The 19330-nt window shown below is 41.1% G+C and carries 23 protein-coding genes and 3 tRNA genes; 25 read left to right on the forward strand and 1 reads right to left on the reverse strand.

The window, feature by feature from the left end; translation table 11 throughout:
* Positions 1–56 precede the first annotated feature (56 nt).
* The 8 genes from sugE to QMF37_RS14175 all read left to right on the forward strand — a co-directional run bounded on the left by sugE (position 57) and on the right by QMF37_RS14175 (position 7992).
* Positions 57–404: a quaternary ammonium compound efflux SMR transporter SugE gene (sugE, locus tag QMF37_RS14140; protein ID WP_071153528.1), complete on the forward strand. Its 348-nt coding sequence runs from the start codon at positions 57–59 to the stop codon at positions 402–404.
* A complete protein-coding gene (locus QMF37_RS14145) occupies positions 404–721 on the forward strand; it encodes a DMT family transporter (RefSeq protein ID WP_071153544.1) in 318 nt (105 codons plus the stop codon). The genes sugE and QMF37_RS14145 overlap by 1 nt, the downstream gene beginning before the upstream one ends.
* A 73-nt stretch (positions 722–794) precedes the next feature.
* Positions 795–1865: a D-alanine--D-alanine ligase gene (locus tag QMF37_RS14150; protein ID WP_071153529.1), complete on the forward strand. Its 1071-nt coding sequence runs from the start codon at positions 795–797 to the stop codon at positions 1863–1865.
* Positions 1866–1878: 13 nt separating this feature from the next.
* Positions 1879–3237 carry a UDP-N-acetylmuramoyl-tripeptide--D-alanyl-D-alanine ligase gene (locus QMF37_RS14155; RefSeq protein WP_283478609.1) on the forward strand — a complete coding sequence of 453 codons (1359 nt, stop codon included), beginning with the start codon at positions 1879–1881 and terminating at the stop codon, positions 3235–3237.
* Between the two features lie 71 nt (positions 3238–3308).
* Positions 3309–4007 (forward strand): alpha/beta hydrolase, encoded by a 699-nt coding sequence (locus QMF37_RS14160; RefSeq protein ID WP_283478611.1) that lies wholly within the window; start codon positions 3309–3311, stop codon positions 4005–4007.
* A gap of 333 nt (positions 4008–4340) precedes the next feature.
* Positions 4341–5864 (forward strand): degradosome RNA helicase CshA, encoded by a 1524-nt coding sequence (cshA, locus tag QMF37_RS14165; RefSeq protein ID WP_143039510.1) that lies wholly within the window; start codon positions 4341–4343, stop codon positions 5862–5864.
* Between the two features lie 144 nt (positions 5865–6008).
* Positions 6009–6488, forward strand: a complete 480-nt coding sequence (locus QMF37_RS14170; RefSeq protein ID WP_071153531.1) for a PH domain-containing protein — start codon at positions 6009–6011, stop codon at positions 6486–6488.
* The gene (locus QMF37_RS14175; RefSeq protein WP_283478616.1) at positions 6481–7992 is read left to right on the forward strand and encodes a PH domain-containing protein; all 1512 of its coding nucleotides are present in this window, start codon (positions 6481–6483) and stop codon (positions 7990–7992) included. The genes QMF37_RS14170 and QMF37_RS14175 overlap by 8 nt, the downstream gene beginning before the upstream one ends.
* Before the next feature lie 43 nt (positions 7993–8035).
* On the opposite strand, the gene QMF37_RS14180 is transcribed toward QMF37_RS14175, so the two are convergent.
* Complete coding sequence (locus QMF37_RS14180; protein ID WP_283478612.1) at positions 8036–8644, reverse strand: rhomboid family intramembrane serine protease; 609 nt, start codon at positions 8642–8644, stop codon at positions 8036–8038.
* Positions 8645–8712: 68 nt separating this feature from the next.
* Between QMF37_RS14180 and acpS the strand changes: the two genes are divergently transcribed.
* The 17 genes from acpS to QMF37_RS14265 all read left to right on the forward strand — a co-directional run bounded on the left by acpS (position 8713) and on the right by QMF37_RS14265 (position 19286).
* Positions 8713–9066, forward strand: coding sequence for a holo-ACP synthase (gene acpS, locus QMF37_RS14185; RefSeq protein ID WP_058386379.1), 354 nt, complete (start codon positions 8713–8715; stop codon positions 9064–9066).
* 15 nt (positions 9067–9081) lie between these two features.
* Positions 9082–10239, forward strand: a complete 1158-nt coding sequence (gene alr, locus QMF37_RS14190) for an alanine racemase (RefSeq protein ID WP_283478613.1) — start codon at positions 9082–9084, stop codon at positions 10237–10239.
* A 43-nt stretch (positions 10240–10282) separates the two neighbouring features.
* Complete coding sequence (locus QMF37_RS14195) at positions 10283–10567, forward strand: hypothetical protein (RefSeq protein ID WP_058386377.1); 285 nt, start codon at positions 10283–10285, stop codon at positions 10565–10567.
* A gap of 4 nt (positions 10568–10571) precedes the next feature.
* Complete coding sequence (locus QMF37_RS14200) at positions 10572–10922, forward strand: type II toxin-antitoxin system PemK/MazF family toxin (protein ID WP_008432415.1); 351 nt, start codon at positions 10572–10574, stop codon at positions 10920–10922.
* Between the two features lie 167 nt (positions 10923–11089).
* On the forward strand, positions 11090–11917 hold the full coding sequence (locus QMF37_RS14205; RefSeq protein ID WP_071153533.1) for an RsbT co-antagonist protein RsbRA: 828 nt from the start codon (positions 11090–11092) through the stop codon (positions 11915–11917).
* Positions 11917–12279: an STAS domain-containing protein gene (locus QMF37_RS14210; protein ID WP_006830185.1), complete on the forward strand. Its 363-nt coding sequence runs from the start codon at positions 11917–11919 to the stop codon at positions 12277–12279. Before QMF37_RS14205 ends, QMF37_RS14210 begins: the two co-directional genes overlap by 1 nt.
* 2 nt (positions 12280–12281) lie before the next feature.
* Positions 12282–12683 (forward strand): anti-sigma regulatory factor, encoded by a 402-nt coding sequence (locus QMF37_RS14215; protein WP_058386375.1) that lies wholly within the window; start codon positions 12282–12284, stop codon positions 12681–12683.
* Positions 12684–12695: 12 nt separating this feature from the next.
* Positions 12696–13697 (forward strand): PP2C family protein-serine/threonine phosphatase, encoded by a 1002-nt coding sequence (locus QMF37_RS14220; protein ID WP_078080119.1) that lies wholly within the window; start codon positions 12696–12698, stop codon positions 13695–13697.
* Positions 13698–13793: 96 nt separating this feature from the next.
* A complete protein-coding gene (locus QMF37_RS14225) occupies positions 13794–14123 on the forward strand; it encodes an anti-sigma factor antagonist (protein WP_078080120.1) in 330 nt (109 codons plus the stop codon).
* 1 nt (position 14124) lies between these two features.
* Positions 14125–14595 (forward strand): anti-sigma B factor RsbW, encoded by a 471-nt coding sequence (gene rsbW, locus QMF37_RS14230; protein ID WP_071153546.1) that lies wholly within the window; start codon positions 14125–14127, stop codon positions 14593–14595.
* Positions 14573–15355, forward strand: a complete 783-nt coding sequence (gene sigB / locus QMF37_RS14235; protein WP_058386371.1) for an RNA polymerase sigma factor SigB — start codon at positions 14573–14575, stop codon at positions 15353–15355. The genes rsbW and sigB overlap by 23 nt, the downstream gene beginning before the upstream one ends.
* A complete protein-coding gene (locus tag QMF37_RS14240; protein ID WP_058386370.1) occupies positions 15355–15954 on the forward strand; it encodes a PP2C family serine/threonine-protein phosphatase in 600 nt (199 codons plus the stop codon). The genes sigB and QMF37_RS14240 overlap by 1 nt, the downstream gene beginning before the upstream one ends.
* Positions 15955–16061: 107 nt before the next feature.
* Complete coding sequence (locus QMF37_RS14245) at positions 16062–18227, forward strand: Tex family protein (protein WP_078080121.1); 2166 nt, start codon at positions 16062–16064, stop codon at positions 18225–18227.
* A 23-nt stretch (positions 18228–18250) separates the two neighbouring features.
* Complete coding sequence (locus tag QMF37_RS14250) at positions 18251–18703, forward strand: SprT family protein (RefSeq protein ID WP_078080122.1); 453 nt, start codon at positions 18251–18253, stop codon at positions 18701–18703.
* Between the two features lie 172 nt (positions 18704–18875).
* Positions 18876–18950 (forward strand) — tRNA-Asn (locus QMF37_RS14255).
* Between the two features lie 5 nt (positions 18951–18955).
* Positions 18956–19030, forward strand: a tRNA-Glu gene (locus QMF37_RS14260).
* 179 nt (positions 19031–19209) lie between these two features.
* Positions 19210–19286, forward strand: a tRNA-Met gene (locus QMF37_RS14265).
* Positions 19287–19330: the final 44 nt, after the last annotated feature.

The raw sequence follows: 19330 nt of genomic DNA on the forward strand, positions 1-19330 counted from the left end.
TTTGAATCGATGCTCTACTCCAACTGAGCAAGTGTAAAAAGAAAGAAGGGAATTACATGGCCTGGATTTATCTCATGATTGCGGGAATTACAGAAATTTTATGGGCAATCGGCTTGAAGTTTGCTGAAGGCTTTACGAACTTAGTTCCTTCACTTATAACATTTGTTTTTATCGTCATCAGCTTTATGTTGTTTGCGATTGCGATGAAAACAATTCCAATCGGTACGGCTTATGCAGTATTTACTGGTATTGGTGCTGCAGGTACAGCCATTTTAGGTATCGTTTTATTTAATGAAAACGCTAGTTTAGAAAAGCTGTTCTTTTTAAGTTTATTGCTAGTTGGGATAATTGGGTTAAAAGTTTTAGACGGGAAAGAAACTTCGAGTAAGGGCGTGCAGTCATGATGGATTGGCTGATATTAATAATTGCGGGATTGTTTGAAGTGGCGTTTGTCACTACTATGAAACTATCCAACGGCTTTAAGATAAAACGGTACACAGCGCTAACGATTTTGTGCGGCGCGCTTAGCTTTTATTTGCTGTCACTGGCGTTAACAACAATTGCGCTTGGAACAGGCTATGCTGTATGGACAGGCATCGGTGCTGCAGGAAGCGTTCTAGTCGGTATGCTATTTTTCAAAGAAAGCAAGCAACTAGCAAAAATATTTTTTCTATCCTGTATTTTAGCAGGAGTCATTGGCCTGAAAATTTTCGGTGGCTGACATGAAAAAAATATTAGTCACTGCAGGTTCGTGATAAACTAAGAAATATGGATAACGAAATGAGGTCTCTTGGATGAAAAAACGAGTCGGTTTATTATATGGAGGCAAATCGGCAGAGCATGAAGTTTCTCTGTCTACAGCCTTAGCAGTTACAAATGCAATAGATTTTGAAGCATATGAAATTTACCCAATTTATATCACGCAAGACGGCGAGTGGAGAAAAGGGGATCGTCTTGAAGGCGCAGTAAAAACAATTGAACAGCTTCAATTGCCTGGAGAATCTTCGAAACCCAATGATATTTCTGGATTTCTTCCATCACAAAGTAGTGACGTGCTGGACGTTATTATTCCCTTGTTGCATGGACCAAATGGCGAAGATGGAACGGTTCAAGGTCTTCTTGAAGTGATGAATATCCCATATGTTGGGAATGGTGTACTGGCATCTTCTGCAGGTATGGACAAAGTCGTAATGAAGCAATTATTTGAGCAGGCAGGTTTAAAACAAACGCCTTATGTGTATTTTATAAGAAGAGACTGGGATCAGAACCAAGGTTTTTGGTTGGATAAAATAGAATCAGAACTTGTATGGCCGCTTTTTGTGAAACCTGCTAATTTAGGATCAAGTGTAGGAATCAGCAAGGCTGACAATCGCGAAGAACTAATTTTAGCCGTAAAAGAAGCATTGAAATTTGATCGCAAAATCGTCATTGAACAAGGAGTGGAAGCTCGTGAAATCGAAGTTGGCGTTCTCGGAAATGACGAACCAGCTTGTTCAGTAGCAGGTGAAATTAAGCCATTAAAAGCTTTTTATGATTACCAGGCGAAGTACAAAGACGGCAATACAGCCATGATTATTCCGGCTGAATTAGACGAATCGGTTTATGCAAGACTAGAAACAGATGCTAAGAAAGCCTTTAAAATACTGGACTGTTCTGGGCTTGTCCGAGCAGATTTTTTTGTCACAGTGGATAGTGAAATTCTAATTAACGAAGTGAATACATTACCAGGCTTTACACCTTACAGTATGTTCCCGTTACTGTGGGAACATACTGGTTTGCCTTATCCGAAGTTAATTGAACGCCTTATCGCTTTAGCAATCGAACGGCACGAAGAAAAACAATTACTGCAAGTTAAAATAGACTGAGTGGAGAAACCAAATGAAAAAAAAGATTGAACAAGTAGCCAAATGGCTAGACATCAAAACTAATTTAAAGGGCTTCGACGTTACAGGGGTCTCAATTAACACGAGAACGCTCGAGCCGGGTGATTTGTTCATCCCTTTTCGTGGAGAAAAAGTAAATGGACATAAGTACGTCCGTTCAGCTATCGAATTAGGTGCGGTAGCTTCTTTATGGCAGCGCGATGAGCCAGGAGCACCAGAAGATTTACCGTTGCTATTTGTGGACGATTGCGAAGTAGCTTTGCAAGAGATGGCTCGTACGTACCGCGATGAATTGTCAGCGATTGTGATTGGAATCACCGGTTCAAATGGTAAAACTTCGACAAAGGATCTGGTAGCAAGTGTCTTAAAGCCTTATTTTAAAGTGCAGAAAACGCCAGGTAACTTTAATAATCAGCTAGGTTTGCCTCTAACCATTTTGTCTCTAGAAGAAGATACGAAAGTTGCTGTCCTCGAAATGGGAATGAGCGGCAAAGGACAAATTGAGTTTTTGTCAGAATTAGCGCGTCCCGATTATGCCATTATCACCAATATAGGCGAAGCACATTTGCAAGACCTTGGATCTCGTGAAGCTATCGCCGAAGCGAAATTCGAAATTACTGCAGGTTTACAACAGCATGGCAAGCTTTTCTATGATGGCGATGAGCCTCTATTGCAACCCTTTATGGAAACTTTTCCACAAGGTGTTTCTTTTGGATTCGACGACAACAATGAGTTGACAGTGACAGATATTAAAGCTACTGAAGATGGCAGCAGCTTTATGGTTAGTGGGATTATAGACGCTGCATTCACTATTCCAGTTTTAGGGGAGCATCAAGTGAAAAATACGCTTGCCGCTATTTTGGTTGCACTCGAAGCAGGCTTATCGGAAGAGCAAATCCGTAAATCTTTAAAAGATGCAGCACTGACCGATATGCGGATGCAGATGATTCAAGCAGATAACGGTGCGATGTTTATTAACGACGCTTACAATGCAGCTCCGTCATCAATGACTGCAGCGCTAAATTTTATTCGTGAAACGACAATGAAAGACAAAAAGTGGGTAGTGCTAGGGGATATGCTTGAACTTGGAGACAATGAGCAAAACTATCACGAAGCACTTAGTAAGTACATTTCGGATAATTTAGCAGGCGTTTGTCTATATGGTCCTCGTATGAAGTGGCTTTACGATAAGTTGCAGCCGAGTTATGCAGGCAAGCTATTATGGAGCGAAACGGAATATGAACCGATTATCAAGCTGTTGCAAACTTATACAAATAAAGACTCCGTTATCTTGGTAAAAGGTTCTCGGGGGATGGCTTTAGAAAACATTATCGAACCTTTCGTCACAGCGTAGTTGTGGAAAAGTGCAATTGACGGTGATGTTTGAAATACCACGTTGTTAAGTGGTGAGAAGAGGCGAGTGGATTGAAAACTGGTGTTCTTTGTATACACGGCTTTACAGGAGGACCGTTTGAAGTTGAGCCTTTTGTTGATTTTTTAAACGAACAAACCGACTGGATTGTAGAAATACCGACACTGCCAGGGCACGGTGAAAAACTAGCGCTAAAGAGAATGTCGGCAGAAAGTTGGATGATGGAAGCGGAATTAGCCTTAAAAAGGCTAAAAAAATCAGCGGATCACATCATTGTTGTCGGATTTTCGATGGGTGGTTTGATTGCTATGTATTTGGCCATGCGCTATAAGATCGACCGGCTTGTACTATTAAGTGCTGCTGCTAAATACATTAGCCCAGTACAGATTCTTAAAGAAGTGCAAGAGGCATTAAAAGATATAGTATCTGGAAAAATAGCAGAAAATGCACCTTTGCATCTTTACCAATACAAACTGACGAATACACCTGTCAGCTCGGCTATTGAATTTTTGCGAGTAGTCAAAATGGTAGAACCTTATTATTCTAAGATTACTGTGCCTGTTTGTATTGTCCAAGGTAACAGGGATAGCATCGTGCCTGCTTCGGCCGCGGACTTTATCTATAACCATATTGGGGCAGTTGAAAAACAGATGATTCGTTCGGAGCTTGGCAAACATTTAATCTGCTATAGCGAAGATCGAGAAGAGTGGTTCGAGGACGTTTTTGAGTTTATGAACAGAGGACTAGAGTAAACTGATTATTGGAACCTTTGCGTATTGATTGCAAATAAAAAAAATACATGTTATTCTTTTGAAAGCAATGGATACATTTTTGAGAAACTCTTCCCCGTGAAGAGTATTTTTTTGAGCAAAACGGTTTGTTCTATAGATAGGGCATCAAACGCCCGCCGATCAGACCGCTCGGCAAAGCCCGAGCTTTTCCTGTTCACACATCCCCTCTGACTTAAAACTACAGAGTATGATTTTCGACGTGAAACTTCCTCATAAAGGCTCGCCCTTGTCACGAATTCATCTAAAATGTACACCATTTGTAAATCAGATGAAGACAAAAGGAGATTGAAAAATTTGGTAAAATTTTCAGAGTTAAATATTAGCGAAACAACTTTAAAGTCCGTAAAACGTATGGGGTTTGAAGAAGCAACACCAATTCAAGAGGGAACAATCCGTCTTGGAATGGAAGGTAAAGACATTATTGGACAAGCGCAAACTGGTACTGGTAAAACTACAGCTTTCGGTATTCCTTTGATTGAAAAAATCGACACTAAAGACGGTAACGTTCAAGGATTAATCATCGCACCAACACGCGAATTGGCAATCCAGGTTTCTGAAGAACTTTACAGATTGGGACAAGATAAAAACGTACGTATTCTTTCAGTATACGGCGGCCAAGAAATTAGCCGACAAATCCGTGCACTTAAAAACCGTCCGCAAATTATCGTTGGTACTCCAGGACGTCTATTAGACCATATCAACCGTCGTACGCTTAAATTGGACAATGTAAACACATTAATCCTTGATGAAGCAGACGAAATGTTGAACATGGGCTTTATCGAAGACATTCAAACAATTATGGCAAGTGTTCCTGATACTCGTCAGACATTGTTGTTCTCAGCAACTATGCCGGATGCAATCCGTCGCATTGCAGAGAAGTTCATGAAAACTCCAGAAATCGTTAAAATCAAATCAAAAGAAATGACTGTTGAAAACATTGAGCAGTTCTACGTGAAGTCTGTAGAGCGCGAGAAATTTGATTTCCTTTCACGTCTTTTGAATGTTCAACAACCGGAACTTGCGATCGTTTTCGGACGCACAAAACGCCGTGTTGATGAATTAGCTAAAGCTTTGAATATCCGCGGCTACCTTGCTGAAGGAATTCATGGTGACTTGAGCCAAGCAAAACGTATGTCTGTTTTAAAACAGTTTAAAGCCGGCAAAATCGATATCTTGGTAGCAACAGATGTAGCAGCTCGCGGACTTGATATCTCAGGCGTGTCACACGTATACAACTTTGATATTCCACAAGATCCTGAAAGCTATGTTCACCGTATCGGCCGTACGGGTCGTGCAGGTAAAAAAGGAGTCGCAGTAACGTTTGTAACACCACGTGAAATGGGCTACTTGGGCATTGTTGAACGCACTACGAAGAAAAAAATGGAAGCTTTAATTCCTCCAACTGCGAACGAGGCTGTACTTGGTCAAAAACGCGTTGCGATGGAACAATTGTTTGAAATGACAGAGAAAAACAATCTTGGCGATTACCGTGAATTCGCGGCGCAAATGCTTGAAAAGCATGATGCGGTTGACTTGATTGCAGCAGCTCTTAAAACAATGACTAAAGAACCGGAAGATGTTCCAGTATCAATTTCCGAAGAACGTCCTTTGCCATCACGTGGAGGCGGCGGATATAAAGGTAAAGGCGGCGGCGGACGCAGTTCTGGAGGCGGCGGTTACAAAGGTAATCGTTCATCAGGTTCAGCTCGTCCATCATCAAGCCGTGGAGCAAGCTCAGGCGCAAGCCGTCGTCGTGAAGGCGGAAGTGCAACTGGCGGCGGACGTCCAGGACGTACGACTCGTCGTAGCGAATCTTAATACCGATTAATTCAAAGGACGTATGCCGAACAGGAAACTGTTTGGCGTACGTTCTTTTTTGCTGTCTACATATCATGTACAATGGAATGAAACGTCTGAATAAGTAACTCGTATACTGATAAAGAAGCGATTGGAGAGAAATAAATGGAAAATCAGCCCAAAAATCAAATTTCAAGAAAAGGCTTAACGGTTTGGCGTGTTTACGGCAGTATGGAAACTACGGTTATTGCGCTGGTTGCTATTGGGGCAGGTGTGTTAACGTATTTCTTTGATTGGCCACAATGGTTATATGCTGTTTACGGTGCGGTTATTTTGCTGTTTGGCTTTTTGCTCATTTACTTATTTCCGAAGATTCGTTGGCAGCGCTGGCGTTATGAAGTGCGAGAACAGGAAATTGAATTACAGCATGGCTTGTTCATTGTGACCCGTACATTAGTACCCATGGTTCGTGTCCAGCACGTAGATACTGAGCAAGGACCAATTTTACGAAAATATGATTTGGCACAAATTTCGATTTCGACAGCGGCAACCACTCATACAATTCCGGCATTGATAACGGCGGAGGCTGATGAACTAAGAGCTAGAATTTCTAGTTTAGCAAGGGTGGCGGAAGATGATGTCTAAAGAACGCTATAAACTGCATCCCATTTCTGCTTTTTTAAATTTCATTAAAGGATTAAAGGAATTAATCCTACCGTTTATTATTATTTTTGGAGTCAATCTATTCAGAGACGGTGGAATTAGCTCGATGTTCAATCAAGGATGGCAGGGGTTAATTCCGGTATTAATAGGAAGCGTTGTGTTAATTTTTCTGTTAGTTGGTGGAATTATTAAGTGGAAGCGTTTTGTGTATTGGTTCGAGGATGGAGAATTACGGATTGAGTATGGCCTATTTGTAAAGAAAAAGAGGTATATTCCGTTCGAACGGATTCAAAGTCTAAATTATACAGAAGGAATTTTTCATCGGCCATTTGGGTTAGTAAAAGTGAAAGTAGAAACAGCAGGCTCAGGAAAAGTGGGGCAGGCCGAAGCTGAACTAACAGCAATTTCGCGAGAAGATGCAGATCGTATCGAAAATGAAATAGAAAAAGCTAAGCAACATCCTACAGAAGAAGTTTTTTCAGAAATGGGACCGATAGAATATGTGGAAGTCCCTGCTAAAAAAGTGACTACAGAACTTTATCGCATGTCTATAAAAGAATTAATGATTCTTGCAACGACTTCCGGCGGAATTGGCGTAGTCATTTCAGCAGTCGCAATTTTTCTTTCCCAATTTTCTGAGTTTATACCGTATGATGCCATTTATGAAGAAGTCATGCTATTTTTGCGTTTTGGTGTATTGATTGTTGCGTTAACACTCTTTTTTATCTTATTGATTGCATGGATTATTTCCGTAATTATGACAATTGTCGCAAATTACCAATTTAGCCTTCAACGCGATGAAGACCATATTTATATTACTAGAGGATTATTAGAGAAAAAGAAAATTTCAATTCCGTTAAAGCGAGTTCAAGGAATTAAAGTGAGTCAGAATCCTTTGCGTGAGCTTTTTGGATATGCGACGGTCGTAGTTGAAAGTGCAGGTGGCTCAGTTGGCGATAAGGATGAAAAAATTCGTCTGTTTCCGTTAGTGAAAGTGAGTCGGATGCGACCTATACTAACAGAGCTGTTTCCGGAACTGCAATGGACACCGGAATTGGTTAAGGCGCCGAAACGCAGCATTCACTTTTTCTATCGCCTGAATTTAGTTTGGCTGTTTCCTGGGATTGTCGCTTTAGGTTATTTTTTCTATCCATATGGATTGCTAACGTTTTTTGTTGTGCCGATTATTGTCATCTCTGGAGTTTGGCAGCACAGGACGGTCGGCTATTCGTTAGCTGAAAAGCAACTAACGATGCAATTTAGAGGGCTTAGTAAAAATCGCTATTATATTTTGAAAAAAAGGATTCAAGTTATTCAAGTGACGCAAAGCTATTTCCAGCGTCGTAAAGGAATTGCATCGATTCATGCAACGATTAAAGCGGGTATGGCAGGAGCTACTGCAACGATTGCCCACATGGAAAAAGAAGACGCAAGTCGGATTTTGTCTTGGTATGAACCATCTGGAACAAAAGAGGTTGAAGAGTAAAGAAGTCCAAAAAAACAGCCGGAATGTAATATTCCGGCTGTTTTTATTTTTTAGCTCGCCAGCTAACAATTCGTTTAGGGTGGAAGTAGCTGAGTCCAATAAGGAACCCGGTAATCATTCCGGCGATGTGGGCTGTTACGTTAACGTTTGGCGTCAGGAAAGTCATGACTATACTAATGACGATAATAGGGAGTATAATTTGTTTGAGTTGCGGTAAAGCACGTCCTCCGTAATACACCAATGCGCCAAATGCACCAAAGACTCCAAAAATCGCACCACTCGCTCCGACATGTGCGTAATCGAGCGGCTGTAAAAAGTAAGTAGCCGCAGAAGCGAAAAATCCTGCCAACAGGTAGATTGTAATGAAACGAACTTTTCCAGTCAAACGTTCTAATTCAGGTCCGAACAAGAACAAGGAGAACATGTTAAACAGGAGATGCATCAATCCTCCATGTAAAAACATGGGTGTAATGAATCGCCACCACTGACCTTCAGCAATGTAAAAGTTGGATCCAACGCCATAAAAGTAAAGCCAATCACCGAGTAAAGGCAATAAACCCAGTACATAGACCAATAAATTAAGCGTGATCAAAGTAGAAACGACCGGATATAGCCGCAAGTATTGCTTAAAGCTTTCTGTTCGAATAAACATTTTGTCACCTCTATTTCATACATTTAATTATACCTGTTACTGGTTTGTGATTGAAAGGAGAAACATTTATGATTACAGGAATTGGGATAGATATCGTTGAATTGTCGCGAATTCGACGAATAGATGCCAAGTCACCAAAATTTCGCGAACGTGTATTAACTGAATTTGAACAGGCTGAATACAGTCGGTTAACAGAAACGAGAAAAGCAGAGTTTTTAGCAGGGCGCTTTGCGGCTAAAGAAGCATTTTCTAAAGCTAAAGGCACTGGAATTGGTGGTGCCTGTTCTTTTCAAGATATTGAAATTAGAAAAGATGCTAAAGGCAAGCCGTCTATTTATTTCAAGCATATGGAAACGGGTCTAGTATCGATTACTCATTCCAAAGAATTTGCAGCGGCACAAGTTCTTCTACAAACAATTTAACTGGGTGGTGTCAACATGACAGAACAGTATCGACCGACAAAAGCGGTCATTAGTCTAGAAGCAATCAAAAAAAATTTAACCGTGTTTCAAGAAAAAAGTGGAGATGCGAAAGTGATTGCAGTGGTAAAAGCAGATGCTTACGGACATGGGGTTTTAGCGGTGGCAAAGGCAGTTATCGAAACGGGTGTCGATATGCTAGCAGTTGCAACACCAGACGAAGCTCTTTTCCTGCGCGACCAAGGCATTGAAACGGAGTTACTGGTACTAGGTGCGACACCTGCCAAATTTATTCGGGTTGCGCAACAGCGCAATATTATTGTGACAGCTATTTCTCTTGATTGGTTATCGATGGCTGCGAGTCATTTGGAAGAGAAGTTAGAGATGCTAAAAATTCACTTGAAAGTCGATACCGGGATGAGACGCATTGGTATTCAACTGGATGAAGTAGATCAGGCGCTAGGCATTATTGCGGATCACGACTTTAGTTTTAACGGGATCTTTACGCATTTCGCAACTGCAGACGAAGAGGATTCTTCTCTATTTAACCAACAGGTTCACGCCATGAATAGTGTCATTAAACAATTGGAAGACCCGTCTGTGATGGTCCATGTATCCAATAGTGCAGCCGCCATCATGCATCCAGAGTTGACGAGTGACGCGGTGCGCGTAGGAATTTCGTTGTACGGCATTGCGCCTTCTCCGTACGTCGGTCAGGAAATGGAATTTCATTTGTATCCTGCACTGAGCCTGGAAACAGAAATTGTTCATGTGAAAAAAGTAAAAGCTGGAGAAGCGTTAAGTTACGGAGCGACTTACCGTGCGGCACGAGACGAGTGGGTTGGAACGATTCCAATTGGTTATGCAGATGGCATGTTGCGAGGACTACAAGGGCAGGATGTGTTAGTAAACGGACAACGTACTCCGATTATTGGGCGGATTTGTATGGATCAATGTATGATTCGACTTTCTAAAAAGGTGCCTGTGGGTGAAAAAGTCCAGTTGATTGGACGTCAAGGAGAGCAGCAAATTTTTATTGATGAGTGGGCTGATAGACTGAAGACAATTCCATATGAAATTCCTTGTATCTTAACAAAACGAGTACCGCGTGTTTACTCCGAAAGCGAGGAGGTTTCCGATTTGTCTTTTCACAAGCTTGATAAAATGGTAAGATGAAGCAGACGAAGACAGAAGAACGGGATTTTCGGAGGTGTCGGCTGTGTACGAGAAGTCAAAGACAAAAGAAGTGGTTGTGAAAATGCCAAAGCAATTTATTTCAGAGTTGACAACTCATTCAAATGAGCATGTCCAAGAAAGTGGAGATTATATTTATGTTTCCACAAGCCGGGTGACAAAAAATCTGTATGACTCATATCATATTCGAGAAGCGATGATCAAAGGCTACGTGGAGATGTCTCAAATCAATCTATCGATTGCTTGTGAATGTTCTCACGCTGAGTATGAAGCGGAGCATATGACTGTCCGACTCGTAAGCGGAGGGTGACAACTTGATTGTAAAACGCGGAGATGTTTTTTTTGCGGAATTATCGCCAGTCGTCGGGTCTGAGCAGGGTGGGACCCGACCTGTACTGGTGATTCAAAACGATATAGGGAATCGTTTTAGTCCCACTGTTATTATTGCAGCAATCACGGCGCAAATTCAAAAAGCCAAATTACCGACTCATGTAGAAATCAACGCCAAGAAATACGGCTTTGAGCGCGATTCCGTTATTTTGCTAGAACAATTGCGAACCATTGACAAGTCGCGACTGACCGACAAAATTACGCAGCTTGACGACACTTTGATGGAAAAAGTAGACGAAGCATTAGAAATCAGCGTAGGTCTTGTTAAATTTTAAGCATACATATTCTTTTAAAGGCACCTCGAGAATCTTTCTCGAGGTGTTTTTTTAAACAAGTAACCTTACTGACAAAAAAGATGTGAAAAAAACGAATTTCCGATACAATAAAGAGTAGCAGATAAAATTAGCGATACATAGTGTCACAGGGAGGGTTTTCAATCTATATGAATAAACAAATGGCTCAATATATACAGGGCAACTTAACCGAAATCGTTTCAAAATGGCAAGAAAAAATGAAAGATGAAAAAAACGAACGTTCTTTTCAGTTGATGCCTGAAGAACTAATGAATCAAACGAGCCAAGAATTCGCAGAACTAATGATTTCTAATTTACTGGAAAGCCATCAAGCTTATGAAAGTCGTGTAAACGATTTTGCTGAGAAAGTTGTGCGTCTTGGTTGGTCTATCACATTTGTTACGAAGGCAATCAATCATTTTGCTGAAATTGTTTACGAAGACTTAACAAAAGAAGAAATCATCCATGAAGGTAATCTGGCTGCTTATATAGAAGAATTCTCTAAGTGGATATCACCAATTCGTGAAAGTACTATTCAAGCCTACTCAAAAACATGGGAACGTACGGTAAGCTTGCAAAAAATTGCGTTGCAAGAATTGTCGGCATCATTAATTCCTGTGTTCGATAAAGTGTCAGTCATGCCGCTAGTAGGCACAATAGATACAGAGCGAGCAAAGTTGATTATGGAGAACTTATTGGAAGGTGTCGTGAAGCATCGTGCAGAAGTTGTATTGCTCGATATTACTGGCGTTCCAGTAGTAGACACCATGGTCGCACATCATATTATTCAAGCAGCAGATGCTGTACGTTTAGTAGGCGCGAAATGTATGCTCGTCGGAATTCGTCCTGAAATTGCCCAGACAATTGTTACGCTCGGCATTAATTTGAACGACTTTACGACAACGAGTACTTTACAGCGAGGCGTAGAACAGGCGTTAGCTTGGACGAATCGAAAAATTGTGGAGGTTGAAGACTGATGAATTTTAGAATTCCAATTTTAAAGTTAAGAGATACATTAATCGTCTCGATTCAATGGGAACTTGATGACCAAACGGCTCTTCAATTTCAAGAAGACTTATTGGCGAAATTACATGAAACAAGTGCACGTGGTGTCGTCATCGATTTGACGTCGATTGATTTTATCGATTCATTTATTGCGAAAGTTCTGGGGGATGTCATCAGTATGTCGAGTTTGATGGGGGCCAGAGTAGTTATTACCGGTATCCAACCAGCAGTTGCTATCACTTTAATCGAGTTGGGAATTCGACTTGAAGATGTTATGACAGCGCTAGATTTAGAAAATGGTTTGGATAAACTTCAATTGGAATTGGAGGCTTAACAATGAACGGTGAGTCCTCAGTTGAAATTTTAACAGAATGGGATATTGTTGCTGCACGACAACTCGGACGCAATGTAGCGAAAGAGCTTGGCTTTGGCACGGTTGACCAGGCCCGTATTACAACGGCTATCAGCGAGCTTGCGCGCAATATTTATTTATATGCTGGAAAAGGCAGGATCGAAATTCAACAATTAACCCAAAATGGCCTTAAAGGCATTTTGATTATTGCTGCAGACAATGGTCCAGGGATTCCGGATATCCGTCAAGTGATGGAAGATGGTTTTACAACTTCTGGCGGATTGGGAGCAGGACTTCCAGGCGTTAAGCGGTTAATGGATGATTTTAAAATTGAAACTAGTATAGGTGAAGGCACAGATATACGAGCTACTAAGTGGCTTCGTTAGGGGGAACACCCAATGGTTCAGGAAATCGAGAATCAATATAAAGAGATTTTAAATGAATACATGAAAAAACAAACAGAACAAAATTTGTATGTCGGCCAAAATTTTAGCCGACAGCTCATCTTGGAGAATATCGCTCCTGAAGAAGTGATCAGTATGCATAAAGTAGCAATTCAAGAACTTTATGGTGAATTGCCAGATATAGTCTGGCATTCATTTGATTTTTTGATTGAAATGATGATCAATTACGGATTGGCACTTCAAGAACGACAGAGTCTTATCAAACAACAGGAAGAGCTAAAAGTAGAAATGGATTTGGCAGCAAATGTCCAAGAAACCTTGCTGAAAACTAAATTACCTTTATTAGAAGGTTTGGATATCGGCCTTCTTTCGATCCCTGCGCGAAAAATGAACGGGGATTATATTTATTTTGTTAGTGACCAAGAAGGCTATGCTGGGGTGGCAGTTGCGGATGTAATCGGCAAAGGCCTTCCGGCTGCTCTTTGCATGTCTATGATTAAATTTGGTATGGATAGTTTGAACAGTGCACATGCGCTACCCAAAGACGTATTAAGTGTCATTAATCGAATTGTTGAAAAAAGTATTGATGACTCGATGTTCGTTTCTATGTTTTATGGGAACTACGATGCTAAACGAGCACGTTTAACTTATGGCTCAGCAGGACATGAACCCGCTATTTTATATCGTGCAAAAGACAATGAATTTACGGAGTTATATGCAAAAGGTCTACTGTTAGGGGTATCCCCCGCCGCGGTCTACGAAGAACATACAGTCGATTTAGAAAATGGTGACTTGGTCATCATGATGACAGACGGAGTAACTGAAGGCCGAAATGAAGAAGGCTTTATCGAACGCGAAGTTATTTATGAGTTAATTGAGCATAAAAAAACAGAATCGGCACAAGCCATTGTGCAATATGTTTACGACGAGCTTGAAAAGATGCAAAATGCGCAATTCCAAGACGATTTCACGCTAGTAATTTATAAAAAAGTTTAACGACAGGTTTACCTGCCAACTAATTGTGGTATTAATGCTTAGAATAGACTTTTTTTAGTGAAATTGAATTTTAAAAAAACGGGGTGTCAAATCACAATGAATATTCAAGTAGATTTAACTGAATCGAATAATGTTCTTGAAGGATTTATCGGCGGAGAAATTGATGCGCACACTGCACCAGTTTTACGTGGAAAATTAGAAACTTACCAGAATCACCAAGGATTAAAAGCAGAGTTGGATCTTTCCGACGTTAATTATATGGACAGTACAGGACTTGGAGTTTTTGTCGCTTTTTATAAATCAATTAATTCAAATGGCGGACATGTAAAGTTAAAAGGACTTTCAGCACGACTAAAACGACTGTTTGACATTACAGGTCTCGGTGACATTATGGATATCGAATCTGCAGAGAAGGGTGGGAACTAGCATGCGTCCTTTTGATTACGTAGAAATGCGCGTTCCTGCCAAATCACAATATGTTGGAGTTGCACGACTTACCATTTCAGGTTTAGCTAGCCGTGTTGGTTTTTCTTTTGACGATATTGAAGATTTAAAAATCGCTGCAAGTGAAGCCGTAACAAATGCAGTTCAGCATGCTTATGCAGAAGATGAGCAAGGTGAAGTGGTTATCGGATGTGCATTGTATGAAGATAAAATTGAGATTATGGTAGCAGACCACGGCAAAAGCTTTAATTTTGAAGAAACAAAAGCAAAAGTTGGTCCATATCACGACCAAGAAGAAGGTGCTTTTCTCCGTGAAGGAGGCCTCGGCTTGTATTTAATCGAAACATTAATGGATGAAGTTAAAGTTCATCATCAAGAAGGAGTAACAATCTTTATGACAAAGCATGTTGAAGGAGAGCAGGTGGAAAAGGATGTCGAAACAGTCTCATCCTAATCAACCTACTAAAGAGCAGGTGCTTGATTGGATTGAAGCTTACCAAAAGACGGAAGATGAAGAAGCCCAAACAAATTTGGTGCTAAATTATAAGCGCCTTGTTGAATCCATTGCGCGAAAGTACTCAAATGGGAAATCGTATCACGAAGATATTGCGCAAGTAGGCATGCTTGGACTTTTAGGGGCTATCAGACGGTACGATCCATCATTTGGTCGTAGCTTTGAGGCTTTTGCTGTGCCTACAATTATCGGAGAAATTAAACGATTTTTGCGTGATAAGACTTGGGCAATCCATGTTCCACGACGGATAAAAGAATTAGGGCCCCGTATTAAAGCGACGGTTGAGGTGTTAACAAGAGAGCTTCAACGTTCGCCGCAAGTGTGGGAAATTGCCGAATACCTGGATGTTGAAGAAGATGACATTTTAGAAGCAATGGAAATGGGTAAAAGCTATCAAGCACTTTCGATGGACCACTCTTTAGAGGCGGATTCAGACGGTAGTACCGTCACATTATTTGATGTAGTAGGCCAGGAAGACGATGGTTACGAGAAAGTGGATCAGCGGATGCTTGTAGCTGAAGCGATGAACGTGCTTTCTGAGCGAGAAAAGCAAATCATCCAATTCACTTACATAGAGCAGCTGAGCCAAAAACAAGCCGGAGACAAGCTTGGTATTTCTCAAATGCACGTTTCCCGGTTACAGAGAAAAGCTATTAAAAAACTCCAAGAAGCTATCTTAGCAGCGGGCGGAGTTTTGTAGTGGAGAGCATTCAGCATAATCTTGTGAATGCTTTTATTTTCAACGAAGCAAAAAAAGGGAATTATGAATCTGGTGACAGCTACCATACGGTCTTAACAGATGATTATTTTATTTGCTCCGTAGCTGATGGATTAGGGAGTGGGCCAATTGCGCGTGAATCGTCTCAGGTCATCCCTCAGATTTTAAGAGAGTTTCATCATGAAACGATCGATCAATTGATGTATCGTTTTAATGGATTAATGCTTCAAAAGCGTGGTGCTGCTGTTGCTATTTTTAAAGTTGATTTCAAGAAAAAAACGCTTGAATATAGCTGCGTCGGCAATATTCGGTTTTATGTATATCGCAAAGCAACAGATGAAATTATCTATCCATTGCCAGTGATGGGTTATCTGTCAGGACGTCCGCAAAAATTACGTACTCAACTGTATACGTATGTAGAGAACGATCTGTTCTTGATTCACTCTGATGGGGTGGATTTAAGAAACCCAAAAGCTATGATGCGAAAAGCTTCAGTTCCAGAGCAATTGTATCGTGATATTCTAGAATCCATCCAAACGGGTGATGATGCTACATTCATAACAGGAAGCCTACTCAAATGAGTTGGCTTCTTTTTTATATGGACGATCTTGAACAAGGAATAGGGACGTCGTAGGCTGCTCTTTTCTGAATGTGTTAAAATAAGAAAGAATTGAAGGGGAGTGTCCAGATGGAAGCGCAACAAATTCATGCATTAATTGCAAAAGAAACGGGCGTGCGAAAAGATCAAGTCGCACAAGTTATCGCATTAATCGAAGATGGCAACACCGTACCTTTTATTGCACGTTACCGAAAAGAAGCAACCGGATCTTTGGATGAAGTCCAGATTAAAGCGATTGATGACCGGTATACATACATTCAGAATTTAGAGCAACGGAAAATAGAAGTAATTCGTTCGATATCAGAACAGGAAAAACTAACAGAAGAACTGGAAAAAGCGATTCACAATGCCACTGTGTTGCAGCGGCTAGAAGATTTATATCGTCCATACAAACAAAAACGCCGGACAAAAGCGACTATTGCAAAAGAAAAAGGGTTGCAGCCGTTAGCGGATTGGTTACTAGAGCCTGGCGATGAAACAGTGACTGAAAAGGCTAAGGAATTTGTCGATGTACAGGCAGATGTCGCTTCGACTGAAGAGGCAATTCAAGGAGCACAGGATATTCTAGCGGAATTATTTGCTGACGATCCTGATATCCGAGAAAAAATTCGTTATATGACACGAAAAGATGGAACCATCGCCACCGTAGCCAAAAAAAATCACGAAGACGACAAGCAAGTCTTCCAAATGTATTACGAATACGAAGAAGCTATCCAAAAAATTGTGCCGCATCGAATTTTAGCGATTAATCGAGGAGAAAAAGAAGACGTTCTAAAAGTTTCCATTAATCCGCCTGTGGATCGCATCGTGACTTTGATGAAAAATAATTGGATAAAGCAAACGCGTTCAACAACAGATGTGATAGCCGGAGCGATTGAAGACAGCTACAAACGATTGATCCAACCCTCTGTTGAGCGGGAAATTCGAACTGAACTAAGTGAAAAAGGAGAAGCACAAGCCATTCATATTTTTTCGGAAAATCTGCGGAATCTTTTACTGCAGCCACCGATGAAAAACAAAATGGTTTTAGGAGTGGACCCAGCTTATCGGACAGGCTGCAAGCTTGCAGTCATTGATGAAACAGGCAAGCTGTTAGAAGTGGCAGTGATTTATCCGCATCCACCCAAATCAGATCTAGCTGGCTCGAAGAAAATGATGGAACGCTTAACAGCTAAATACCCAATTGAAATTATGGCAATTGGTAACGGTACTGCATCACGAGAAACAGAACAATTTGTTGCGGACTTTTTGTCGGAAACTTCGGCAGATATCTCTTACGTGATTGTAAATGAAGCAGGAGCTAGTGTTTATTCGGCATCTGACATTGCACGAGCAGAGTTTCCAGACTTAAAAGTGGAAGAGCGGAGTGCGGCTTCGATTGCACGCCGTCTACAAGATCCACTCTCGGAGTTGGTAAAGATTGATCCAAAAGCGGTGGGGGTTGGACAATACCAGCACGATGTTTCTCAAAAGAAATTAGCGGACCAGTTAACTTTTGTTGTTGAGACGGCGGTTAACCAAGTTGGGGTCAATGTCAACTCGGCTTCTTCTTCTTTGTTGCACTATGTAGCAGGCCTAAGTAAAACCGTTGCGGAAAATGTCATCAAGGTGCGAGATGAGAACGGGCGCTTTACTTCGCGAGCACAATTGAAAAAAATTCCGCGTCTAGGTGCGAAAACGTATGAACAGGCAATTGGATTTTTGCGGATTCCGGAAGGAAAGAATCCACTGGATGCAACGGGCATCCATCCCGAGAGTTATGACATCGCAGAAAAGTTACTGAAATTAGTAGGTGAAGACAAGAAGTCTGTCGGAAAAGCAGGACTCTCAGAAAAACTTGAAGCACTCGAGCTAAGCGAGTTGAGTGCAGAGTGGAGTGTCGGAGAAATTACGTTGAAAGATATTTTGGATGCGTTGAAAAAACCATTCCGTGATCCGCGTGATGAATTCCCACAACCTTTATTGAAAAATGATATTTTGAAAATGGAAGATTTGTTGCCGGGGATGGAAGTGCAGGGGACGGTCCGGAACGTAGTCGACTTTGGAGCGTTTGTTGACATTGGTGTGAAGCAAGATGGGTTAGTGCACATCTCGAAATTGAAAAAAGGATTTGTTAAGCATCCGTTAGAAGTCGTAGCGGTCGGAGACATTGTCACTGCTTGGGTAGAAAAAGTAGAGAAAGACAAAGGGCGCATTGCTTTGACGATGCTACAGCCAAAAGAGCAAATCCTTTAATCTAGAACAATAGGGGAGTTAACATGACGAACGAAGAATTGACGAGATTGATTAAGGAAATCTCGCTGACTAGTTTTCATAAGCCTTTCCAACACGAAGGTGTTTTTAATTTTAGGCTTCGAACGACAGGGGGGAGATACCTACTGCGTTCTCATAATATTGAAATCAATCCAAGCTCTTATGAGAAATTTGGTTATGAGGAACTCGAAGGCATTATCAAACATGAACTATGTCATTATCACCTTCATATAGAAGGAAGAGGCTATAAGCATCGAGATCAGGACTTCAGGGAATTACTAAAGGAAACCGGTTCGCCGCGCTTTTGTTCTTTACTGGAAGATAAAAGAAAGAAGTCCGCAGCCAAGTTGTATGTGTACCAATGTGTTGCATGTAAAATGAATTACAGGCGGAAGATTCGTATGAATACGGAGCGTTACAGGTGTGGTCGTTGTTCTGGAAAACTAACAGCGCAATAATAAATTCTTAAGTAGAGAGAGCGATTCAGTTATGAATGGCTCTCTTTTTTGATGCAATTTGAACAAGTTTTTTAGCTGGGGAAAATAAATGTTGAATTTAAATGAAAAAGGTATTGACGATTCCCTTAGATCTCTTTATAATAGAAAAAGTCGACAAGTACTTAAGTGTCATTCCGAAGTAGCTCAGTGGTAGAGCACCGCACTGTTAATGCGATGGTCGTAGGTTCGAGTCCTACCTTCGGAGCCATTCATGGCCCCTTGGTCAAGCGGTTAAGACACCGCCCTTTCACGGCGGTAACACGGGTTCGAATCCCGTAGGGGTCACCAACTCTTAAAAAACAATTAATCTGAAAAGTTATAGTTAGATAATAACTGTGTTACACTAATACAAGAGTTAACTAGGGATAAGATAAAAAATGTCTTTGAAAGATTTATCCTTTATGGTGTTAGTACAACGAAGATGTTGTTTTAAAATGACTACGAAAAAATAGTCTACATATTATTGTCGCGGGGTGGAGCAGTTCGGTAGCTCGTTGGGCTCATAACCCAAAGGTCGCAGGTTCAAATCCTGCCCCCGCAACCAAATGGTCCCGTGGTGTAGCGGTTAACATGCCTGCCTGTCACGCA

It is taken from the genome of Planococcus sp. S3-L1 (genome assembly GCF_030063085.1).
Taxonomy (GTDB): domain Bacteria; phylum Bacillota; class Bacilli; order Bacillales_A; family Planococcaceae; genus Planococcus; species Planococcus kocurii.